Below are 8,981 nucleotides of genomic sequence, written 5' to 3' on the forward strand. Positions count from 1 at the left end.
AACGCAAGAATACACCCCCGTGTTCCTCATTACCTGTTTGTAAGGCAACGCAAGGCCTTGCACCCACCTTTCAGGAGAGAAACGCATGAACTTCCATGACACCGCAATCAAATATGCCCAACTCGCAGCAGCTGCAGTCGATTCTCGCGGTAACCTGCTGCACCAGGTGGGGTCGTACCCTGCAGGAACGGTACGTGACGCTGAGCTCGCTGAACTTGAGCAAGCGTATCGATCGACAGTCTTCGCCGAGTTGGTGAGCTCCAGTGAACTGAAGGCCACGGCCCACGTAGTGTTGTCCCAGGATGACGACGAGTCTGGTGCGGATGCAGAGGTGATCGGTATCTGCTTTGACTCCGCTTCGGCAGAAGGTCTTGCCGACGAAGCTGCATCCGAAATGGTTAAACGCATCAACCAGTTGCTGGCCAATGACATGGGCGCCGATTTCGAACCTGTTTCAGTTACGCAGACTGGCCAGGAGCGCATCGTTTCCAATTCCAATGTCGGAATTCTGGGGGCTATTCGCATCAAGACTGCTTCGGTAAGCATCGAGGGGAACGGTTTCGGACTGCATGCCGTTACCTCGCCAATCATCCCGCTTGGGGTGGCCAGTTTGTAAACCAGCTGTATGCCCGGGCCAAGTGCCCGGGTTTTTTTTGCCCTCGGACCTTTGGGCTCCGAGGGGTCACACATGGCGTTGTACTGATATGCACTCATCCAGTATTATCAGTACACGTTACGTATCGAAAGGGCCTAGTCATGGATAGCCGTTCCTCACATTCTCTGATCATTCGCGTCGTGGTTGCTCTTGTCGTCGTAGTCATGGGCCTGCTGGCTACCATGGCTGTTGGCGCCGGCGTGGTGCAGATTTCCCCCCAGCTCATTTTTAAGGGCGTCTTCCTTTGTCTTGTCGGAGGGGCCCTGTACCTCATCATTCGCTCTTTCGTGGCCGCTCCTGTTGAGCTGGATGACCAGGTTGCTGCAGAACCGAACGGAAGCAAATAGATGTTCGACCTTCATGAAGGGAGCAGCGGTACCGAGGCGGCAGCCAACCTGAGCTCTCGCAATCTCTTTTTCGAATCGGCGGATAGCGGTTTGAGCAATGTTGCCTGGGCCCAGCTGATGGACCAGTTCCGCGACGAGCAGGGCTGGGCGGATACCCGGCTTAGCAAAGAAATTGGCATCAGCATCTCCATGATCCGCCAATGCCGAGTGCACATGCGCCCGTTGCCTCCTCCAGCGCGCATACGCACGCTGGGCGCGATGGGTGTGGAGGTGACCTTGTCGACTTTGCTCGCAGCATTGCCAGAGCCCATTCGGGAGGCAGTGGAGGCGGCCAATCAACAGTCACAGGTGGTCCGCGAGACATTGGTGTACGGTTTCTTCGATCGCCTTGACGCCGGCGGTTCACCAGACCTGGTCAGTGCCTTCTTCGATGGTTTGGCAGCGATCTCTGGGCTGAGTGACAGTGAGCAGGCGTCCAGAATCGGCCTGTCACTGGAGGATTTCATTCTGATCCGCACGGGGCGTAAGCCCATCCCGTTTCGCGTCAAGATGGCTATATCCGGTGCTTACACGGCCAAGGAGCTTGGCCCCCTAATCCTGTCGCTGCTGCCGGCCGCCTAGGGAAGGGAAATTCACAGAATCAAGTGATCCATATCGTATACGTACGTGTTATGCTTCAGGTCGATTCCGGTGGTTTTCGCCGGCAAAACTTCTGGAGGTGTCCATGGCGGCTCACATTACTGCTCCAACCAAGTGCCTTTGTGGGCACATTGATCTGTTCAGCTTTTCCTCTCCAGGGATGAGCGGGCGCCGGCAGGATCGCCTCTACGCCAACAGCACTCTCTGCGGGGATTGCAGCGCCCACATCCGCGACCTGGTTAAGCCCCAAGCAAAGGGCTTCTATAAGATCACTTTGCCCCAGCTGGTGGGCCGCCCTCGTTCTGTTTCCTGGGCCAATTCGCTCCGCGTGGCTCATATACGCTCTCTCGGTCCGATCATGGCCCGTCTGAAGTGCAGTACTGATCCAGTGGCAGTTGTGGCGCTGGCTGTCTTCGAGATGCTCTTCAAGATCACTGATGCCAACTTCTGGCTTTCGGGCAAGGATCAAGCTTTTGGCGCTGGCCACTGGGTGGTTTCGGAGATCGAGCATTTGATGCGCAAGCGTGACCTGTCCATGCACGAGAACTCCCGTTCGGCCTATTGCTACTGGAAGGCAATTAATCCCGCAGTCATCCACCAAGCCCGGCAGGAAGCGTCTGCGCTTCTGTCCTCGCCCCCAGTGTCGACGGGTGAGTCGCCGGCAGTTCAACCATCCCAAGCGCAACCCCCAGCGGGCGGCACCTCGGTGTTCCTCTGATCGGTGTCTCAGGTGAAATCGTGCAACTAGAGAACTCAATAGCGCACCAAGATGCAGCTGCGCTTGCTTCACCAGCTCCAGCCGACACCCCTTGCTGCGCGGTAATAGGGGGGTCGGTTGAATGCGCTGGATATGGTTTCGTGGCGAGCCAGGGGGCTATCGTTGGCCATAATGAGATGCCCCCTTGCCCTGCGTGCAATACCGTGTTGTTTCTGGCCAACGCGAAGAACCAGGCCTCTGCGCCTGCAGGAGCAGCCGGCAGCGACATGACAACAGAGCAGATCTGGCTGGATGCGCTCCGTGTGGCTCATCGGGAGAACCCAGGTGGCGTGCACGCGGCCTTGGAAGAGGTCGGTGAGGTGCATGTCAGGGTATCTGGGCCTGATCGATCGACCGCTGTTGTTCGTACTTACAACGCTCCATACCAGCTCAGTGAGACAGAGCTCGATGATGCGGCCGTCGACGCCATCGCGCTCAACATGAAGGTGAAGATGGCCAGGAACCGGGCGAAAGGCCGTGCTGGCTGGAATGAAGGCGATACATGCACAGCTGATTTCCTTTCGAAAGAGCTGCGCGAGCACGTAGAGAAAGGAGATCCGCTCGATGTCGCGATCTACGCGATGATGTTGCACCTTCGCGGAGAGGTCATCTCAGCGGCAGATTGCAGCGCCCACACATCAACTGAATGAGTAAGACCCCCCCCATGATCAAATTGACAAAGCTTGCCCTCCTGGCCATTGCGTCACTCAGCGCATGCAATGCCTCTGCTGTCGAACTGGTGCTTTCTTCCAATGCCACTGAAATCCCCCATGACCTGGTCAAGGAAACGATTTCAGCGCACCTGCCACGGCAAATCGTAGAGCTTGATGGCAGCTACAAACTTTACGCATACCTGGAGACGGCCGACTACCAGCCGGGAGAACGGCTTTACAGCTATTCAGTGCAGCTTCATAAACGGGTGGAGGAGGCTGGCACCGGTAAGGTCTATTGGGTTAGTACTGGCGGCATCCGCGGCCATGGTGTTGCCACCGTAGCGCAGGACACGATTCTGGCCAACCTGGGTAGTGATCTCGTGGCCGGCGCCAATTCTTTCAAGCTCGATCAGATGTAATGCCAAGGTAGGTAGGGAATCCCTGACAGCTCATTCTTACAGCGTGACAATAAAAATTCATAGGCGATACTATTCAGGTACGCGTACGCGTTATGTATCTGCAAGCCTAGTGAAGCTGTCAGCGTTGGAGCTCGATATGACTGCAAAACCACCTTTTCTTTTGTCTCTGTCAGGGGCAGTCGCACTGTCCCTAATCTCAACTGACTCGTTCAGTTTCAGTCTTGTGCCAGACCCGCCTTCGAGCGAACTGCCTACGTACCTGGCTGCATCTGCGGGGGCCATTTTCCTCCTCGGCGCCTGGTACTGGTTCAACCGGTACAGAACTACGGCACAAGTGGCAGAGCTGCGGATCCAGCGCCAACTACAGGCGCTTGAGAAGCTGGAGACCCAGGTCGGCCGAGCGGAACAAGTACTGTCCTTGAAGTGTGAATTCATGACGCACCAGGTGCGCACCGAGCTTCAAGATTCCCTGTACGCCATCACTACAGACACCATTCGGAACATGGGTGGGCTGCGCAGGGGGGAACTCATGACCGACAAGCAGTTCAGCAAGTTGATGGCGCGGTCTGATGAGCTTTTCAGCAGCCTGGAGAAAGCGCAGGCCAATGAGGTCACGCTCAGTCTGGATGATGATGTGCCACTGCTCATGCCAGAACGGGGCAATCCTCTACCTAAGCCGGTACCACAAAAGCGTCCTGATGCCCCCCTGACACTCCAAGCCCCCACGGCAACTGCGGCAGCGAGTATCCCGATTCCGGTGAAGCCGCGGCCGAAGGGCGCCAACGCAGACGCAGGGGAGTCGGATGGGGTGCCGGCGCTGACAGTTACGTCAGCTCTCGTTCTGGGTGGTGCTCTGCTCTCCAGCAATGGGATGTTCTTGGGTGGTGATGATGCCCAAGAGTCAGGTCAGAACGACTCCCTGGATGATTGAGGCTTATGGAGAACTCCAAGCCCGCGCCTGGTATCGAAGTGTCCTCTGCTAGGCGCATCACTGACTCAAGCATGCAGGGCATCACCCGTGACAATCGCCCATCGAAGCCTTCTGATGCCGGCTGGCGTGTTCGACTGATGAAGGATGGGAAGTTTGTCGCCGATCGCCATTTTCGCGACCTAGCCTACCACGGCCGTTCCCGGGCGAAGCACGCAGCGCAATGCTATCGCGACGACATGGCCACAGAACACCAGATCCAGTTCGCCCAAACCGTGCACACTGATCTTGCGGACCAGCGCCATGCAGCAGGCCTGACTCAAGCAGCTATAGCCTCGATGCTGTCCGTGTCGCCCGGGCTGGTATCGAAATGGGAGAAGGGGGCCGATATGCCGGTTGCAGCTCGATCACTCTTCCGCGCTGCAGTGCAAGGTGAGTTGGTCGGCGACGCCCCGAGCCTGGCCGGTGCGGATATCAGGCGCATCAGGGCCGAGGTTCTAGGCTGGACACAAGCACAACTGGCCGATGCGCTGGGGTGGGCTTACGCCGCAGTAGGCTATTGGGAAAGAGGACAACGGCGGATACCAGGCTGGGTCCAGGTGTACATGAAGGCGATCGACGAGGGCCGTGTCAGTGGCAAGCAGTGAGGATGTTGGTAGCAGTTCAACAATTGACGGGGCGATCAGCCAGTGGAGGCAAGTGAAGCCCTTGCACCTACGCCTCCCGATCGTCTTTTCAGATGGTACTCAACTTGCCCGCTTCGCAGTCGACTGCGGCCAGTGCCGGCGTAGTTTGAACGGACATTTGGTGAGGGGTGAGATCAGACCTCAGCCGGGCGATCGCTTCGAGCTGGTTGGACTTGCTGCCTGTGAGGCATGCGCGTCGTTCACCCGATTCGCGATCATGTGTACGGGGTCATCCGGTTCGGTGCGGCTTGAGTGGTCAGCTGCTGGGCAATTGAAGCGGCATGAGGTGCACACAACTTGGTGGACGAAGTTGAGGGCCATTTTTCGATAGGCAAAAAAAACCCCTACATCAAGTGTAGGGGTAGCCTGGAAGGCATGGTTAGTCCTCAGTAGTTTTGAGGTTGAGCTCTTGCTCAGTGGACGGGTTTACGTTCAGTTTTTTCTCTTCCTCTTCCGCCAGGCGGAATTGTTCGAGAATATCTTCAAGCCGCTTTTGGTTTTCCGGGGAAAGCTGGCTGAAGCCTTTGTCTTGCCGAATCTCTAGGATTGCCGTTTTCATCGTTGGTGCTGCGTTGGTGATTGCCTTCTTGATGACCTTGCCTGGTACAAAACGAGGCATCAGCTTCTCTGTTCTGCCGCCTGCAGCAGCTGAACGGGCAAGGCCTTGCTCGATCACTTGCAGAGCTTTGGGACCATGCTCTTGAAGTATCTGAACTGCCAGCGTGAAGGAAACCACTTCGTCGCGGACATAGTTCCTGATCTCGATAGGTCCGTTGATCATCAAGAGGTAGTCCGAAACCTGGGCGGGCCAGAGATTCAGTTTTTTGGCGATCGCGGTATGGTCATCGGGGTGGAAGCGGGTCATGCGTTTGCAAACGACTGCGGTCGCATACGGGCTAAGCGGTGAACCATTGTTGCTGATCACGAGGTCTGCCGTCATGTCCTCTTCAGAACAATCATCTGCAGCAATGATGCAAGGAATGGTTGGAATGCTTTCACCGTCAGCGATCGCTTCCAGCGTGGCTTCAAGCCGCTGATGGCCACGCTTCAGACAAATAGACTGCCCGCCATTTTCATCGCGACGGATGATGACCGACAGAGCGGAATCCTTTTTAAAACCATTGTCTTTGATTGACTGCTTCAGCTTTTGAACGTTGGCCAGGTAGGCGGCATTGCGCTCCCTGACATTGTATCCCGGGATGACCTTGATGGTGCTTGGCGCCACATTCCACAGGTCGCCGGCGGTAAATTTCTTTTTTCCATCACCTTCTTCCATTGCCTTCTTGATGTTGCCAGTGGCGATGATCATGCGGAAATCCAGATCCATCTGGTGTTCGGTGCTGCTGTTTTCGACGGCTGCGGTCATGGCGGTGCCCTCCTGAAGGGTCAGTGATCGTTGAACTTGCTAACAGAGATGACTGACACCTGCGCATAACCCAGATTTGCCGACACCAGCCATCCGGACAGATATGCTACCTGTCTGGCGCGGCAATAATACATAACGCGTACGCATACGCAAAAGGTATTTCTTAAAGGATTGCTGCGTTACCTGCGCTCAACTACCCAGATCGTAGAGCGCTGCGCGGCATCGAGTTGCCCCGTGGCGGTGGCTCCGTCGACAAGGGATAACTTGATACCGACTGAGCTGCGGATGGTGTCTTCCAGATGGTCAAGGCCCGATTCTGTTTGGTAGGGAGACATGGCCACCTCGATTGCACCCGTCACCTTAAACAACTCACAGCCAGGGCTGTGGTTGTTCGCTCCAACGCGAGTGATGGTCAGGTCACGGATGGCACCATTCGTAATAGCGAGACTCATTGCCTCAGGACCTTGTCCGAAGATGCACAGACTTGCACTGACTAGCCCATTCAGTTCATCTCTCGATCGACAAGCGTCGACTGAAATGATTTTCTGGAAGGTAGCAGTGAACCCTGGCCAGGTGTCAGGGGGGGAAATTTTTCCGTGTTTTGATGACCAGACTGGATGATGGCTGACCATGACTCTTGTCACGTGGTCGAGGCTTTCCGCAAACGACCAGTGCTGGTCGGCGCCGGCACGAACTTTCGCAACTTGCCACTGGGAGCGAAACGCCCACAGCTCAAGGGAGGACGATTCGTCGATCTTGTAGAAATCACATTTGCTTTGAGCGTGGGTCAGCGCTGGCGCCATGACGGCATCACCATGCCATTCAAACTGGTCGAGGTTTTTTAACCTCTGATTCCCGTGCCAATACGAAAGCTCGACAGTGACCTGGGAGAACCACTTAACCGCTGAGGTGCTGGCGGCCGGCAGATGGGCGGGGGAAGAAATGCCTTGCTGGGGCTGGCTCGTGAGCATGGTTAGTCCCTCATAGTTTTGACGCGTGAATGATACATGAACACATACGCCACCTGTATCGTAATGCCATCGCTACATTTGGTGGACGAAAAAAACCGCCCTCGAAGAGGGCGGCTGGGTATGGTCAGTTTGTAGCTGAGGCTGCTGGCGCAGGCAGAAGCTCCTCTACAGCTGCGCCGGCGAGGGCTGCTTTCACCATGCTGTTGATGACGTCAGCGGTAGTGCCCGGCTCTGTTCGTTGGATGCAGGTGCTGTATGAGAACAGCAGTTGCTCTCCGATCAGGGGGATGCCGTTTTCGTCGGGGTCTTTCTCGTGATCGAACGTCCCGCAACCATTACCGATCTTCAGCTTAAGGGCTGCAGAGTTTGCACAATAGGCCGGGTCGCAGATGCCGCGAACGTCAAAGCGAATGCAGAATGCTTCTGCAAATGCGCGGATCTTCGGCGGTACGTTGTAGCTCTTGAAGGCCTCCTCGAAGAAGCTTGGGTGCACAGCTGGGCGTTGAGAGGTAGCGTCGAGGGAAGTGGTGGTCATGAGTCATCTCCTGGTGGTTTTAACTTGCACCAGGAGATGCAGAGCAGGGTTCTGTAATTCTAGAGGGCGAGGGTGATAGCAATAATGGTCAAAAGCCCTATGCCCATGAGGACCTTCCTGTTCCGGTCATCAAAGTAGATCCCACGGCGGTTCAAGAAATGTTCGACGATCGTCCACCCGTCCATTGGGGGCAAGGGGATGATATTAGTCGCTGCTAGGAGGATCGAGCCCTGGGCCGCGACAAGCGTCGGCCAGTTCGGCGAGACGTAGTTAATACCGAAAAACAGCAGGCCGGTCGCCAGCGAGATGAGTGGGCCGCCTGCAGCAATGATCGCCCGGCGGTCTGAGGGCGCCTTTTCATAGTCGGTACTGACCACATAGGCCCAAAGCGGAATCAAACCGATTTCATGAATGATCCCGGATTTTCGGAACGAGAAAAGCTTATATCCGCCAATAATGAGTTTGTCAGGCTTAATGCCAAACCGCTGCATCGGTATTAGATGCCCGGCTTCGTGGATCAAAAGCAAGAACACGAGCATCAGCCAAATGACGAAAAAGGCGATGGCGAACATCCCGATGGTTACCAGTGCGTCAGGCAGCATGGTTTTCATTCCTAGAACATGATGCAGTAATTCTTTAGCAAAGCTTCAAAACGTTCAAGTCAATATCCGGATATTTGTCTTGTCCTGTGTACTGCACAGTACAACTACAGGCCAGATGGTAATACAGGTCCGTGTGCGTCATTACAGATGGTTATGAAACTACTCTGGTGAAGTATGAATACTTGTTTTCAGCTTGCGGCTTACGCTCGAACTCAATGGGCGCTAGCCCTACTACTCATGAAATCTCCGGAAACCACTCAACTAGCAGCCAGCGCATTTCAAGATGCAAAGGATGCTGCCTGGGGATATGGCTGGGGGGCTTCTGAAACCCCTCATGCACTCCTGTCTGATGTCCCGGAACTGTTGAACGCTTTCAATGAAGGCAAAACTGCGCTTCAGCAAGATATGAAACTTGCTGGCTGA

Annotated in this window: 12 protein-coding genes; 8 read left to right on the forward strand and 4 right to left on the reverse strand. The window is 55.6% G+C overall.

Annotation, left to right across the window (positions count from 1 at the left end; all coding sequences use genetic code 11):
- Nucleotides 1-85: 85 nt before the first annotated feature.
- The 8 genes from APH35_RS21115 (at nucleotide 86) to APH35_RS21150 (ending at nucleotide 5,045) form a co-directional block, all read left to right on the forward strand.
- Nucleotides 86-616 carry a hypothetical protein gene (locus tag APH35_RS21115; protein WP_060515406.1) on the forward strand — a complete coding sequence of 177 codons (531 nt, stop codon included), beginning with the start codon at nucleotides 86-88 and terminating at the stop codon, nucleotides 614-616.
- A gap of 140 nt (nucleotides 617-756) precedes the next feature.
- Nucleotides 757-1,002 carry a hypothetical protein gene (locus APH35_RS21120; RefSeq protein WP_060515407.1) on the forward strand — a complete coding sequence of 82 codons (246 nt, stop codon included), beginning with the start codon at nucleotides 757-759 and terminating at the stop codon, nucleotides 1,000-1,002.
- Nucleotides 1,003-1,623 carry a hypothetical protein gene (locus APH35_RS21125; protein WP_060515408.1) on the forward strand — a complete coding sequence of 207 codons (621 nt, stop codon included), beginning with the start codon at nucleotides 1,003-1,005 and terminating at the stop codon, nucleotides 1,621-1,623.
- Between the two features lie 103 nt (nucleotides 1,624-1,726).
- On the forward strand, nucleotides 1,727-2,359 hold the full coding sequence (locus tag APH35_RS21130) for a hypothetical protein (RefSeq protein ID WP_060515409.1): 633 nt from the start codon (nucleotides 1,727-1,729) through the stop codon (nucleotides 2,357-2,359).
- A 203-nt stretch (nucleotides 2,360-2,562) separates the two neighbouring features.
- Complete coding sequence (locus APH35_RS29170; RefSeq protein WP_218187675.1) at nucleotides 2,563-3,048, forward strand: hypothetical protein; 486 nt, start codon at nucleotides 2,563-2,565, stop codon at nucleotides 3,046-3,048.
- A 14-nt stretch (nucleotides 3,049-3,062) separates the two neighbouring features.
- Nucleotides 3,063-3,470, forward strand: a complete 408-nt coding sequence (locus APH35_RS21140) for a hypothetical protein (protein ID WP_060515411.1) — start codon at nucleotides 3,063-3,065, stop codon at nucleotides 3,468-3,470.
- Between the two features lie 136 nt (nucleotides 3,471-3,606).
- Nucleotides 3,607-4,401 carry a hypothetical protein gene (locus APH35_RS21145; RefSeq protein WP_060515412.1) on the forward strand — a complete coding sequence of 265 codons (795 nt, stop codon included), beginning with the start codon at nucleotides 3,607-3,609 and terminating at the stop codon, nucleotides 4,399-4,401.
- A gap of 71 nt (nucleotides 4,402-4,472) precedes the next feature.
- Nucleotides 4,473-5,045, forward strand: a complete 573-nt coding sequence (locus APH35_RS21150) for a helix-turn-helix domain-containing protein (RefSeq protein WP_177335383.1) — start codon at nucleotides 4,473-4,475, stop codon at nucleotides 5,043-5,045.
- A gap of 418 nt (nucleotides 5,046-5,463) precedes the next feature.
- Here APH35_RS21150 and APH35_RS21155 read toward each other — a convergent pair whose 3' ends face one another.
- The 4 genes from APH35_RS21155 to APH35_RS21170 all read right to left on the reverse strand — a co-directional run bounded on the left by APH35_RS21155 (nucleotide 5,464) and on the right by APH35_RS21170 (nucleotide 8,567).
- Complete coding sequence (locus APH35_RS21155) at nucleotides 5,464-6,450, reverse strand: ParB/RepB/Spo0J family partition protein (RefSeq protein ID WP_060515414.1); 987 nt, start codon at nucleotides 6,448-6,450, stop codon at nucleotides 5,464-5,466.
- Between the two features lie 179 nt (nucleotides 6,451-6,629).
- Nucleotides 6,630-7,421, reverse strand: a complete 792-nt coding sequence (locus tag APH35_RS21160; protein ID WP_060515415.1) for a hypothetical protein — start codon at nucleotides 7,419-7,421, stop codon at nucleotides 6,630-6,632.
- A 124-nt stretch (nucleotides 7,422-7,545) separates the two neighbouring features.
- The gene (locus APH35_RS29095; protein ID WP_060515416.1) at nucleotides 7,546-7,956 is read right to left on the reverse strand and encodes a hypothetical protein; all 411 of its coding nucleotides are present in this window, start codon (nucleotides 7,954-7,956) and stop codon (nucleotides 7,546-7,548) included.
- 59 nt (nucleotides 7,957-8,015) lie between these two features.
- Nucleotides 8,016-8,567, reverse strand: a complete 552-nt coding sequence (locus APH35_RS21170) for a site-2 protease family protein (protein ID WP_256213808.1) — start codon at nucleotides 8,565-8,567, stop codon at nucleotides 8,016-8,018.
- Nucleotides 8,568-8,981 lie beyond the last annotated feature (414 nt).

Origin of the sequence: Pseudomonas sp. NBRC 111132 (genome assembly GCF_001320565.1) — a bacterium.
GTDB lineage: Bacteria > Pseudomonadota > Gammaproteobacteria > Pseudomonadales > Pseudomonadaceae > Aquipseudomonas > Aquipseudomonas putida_P.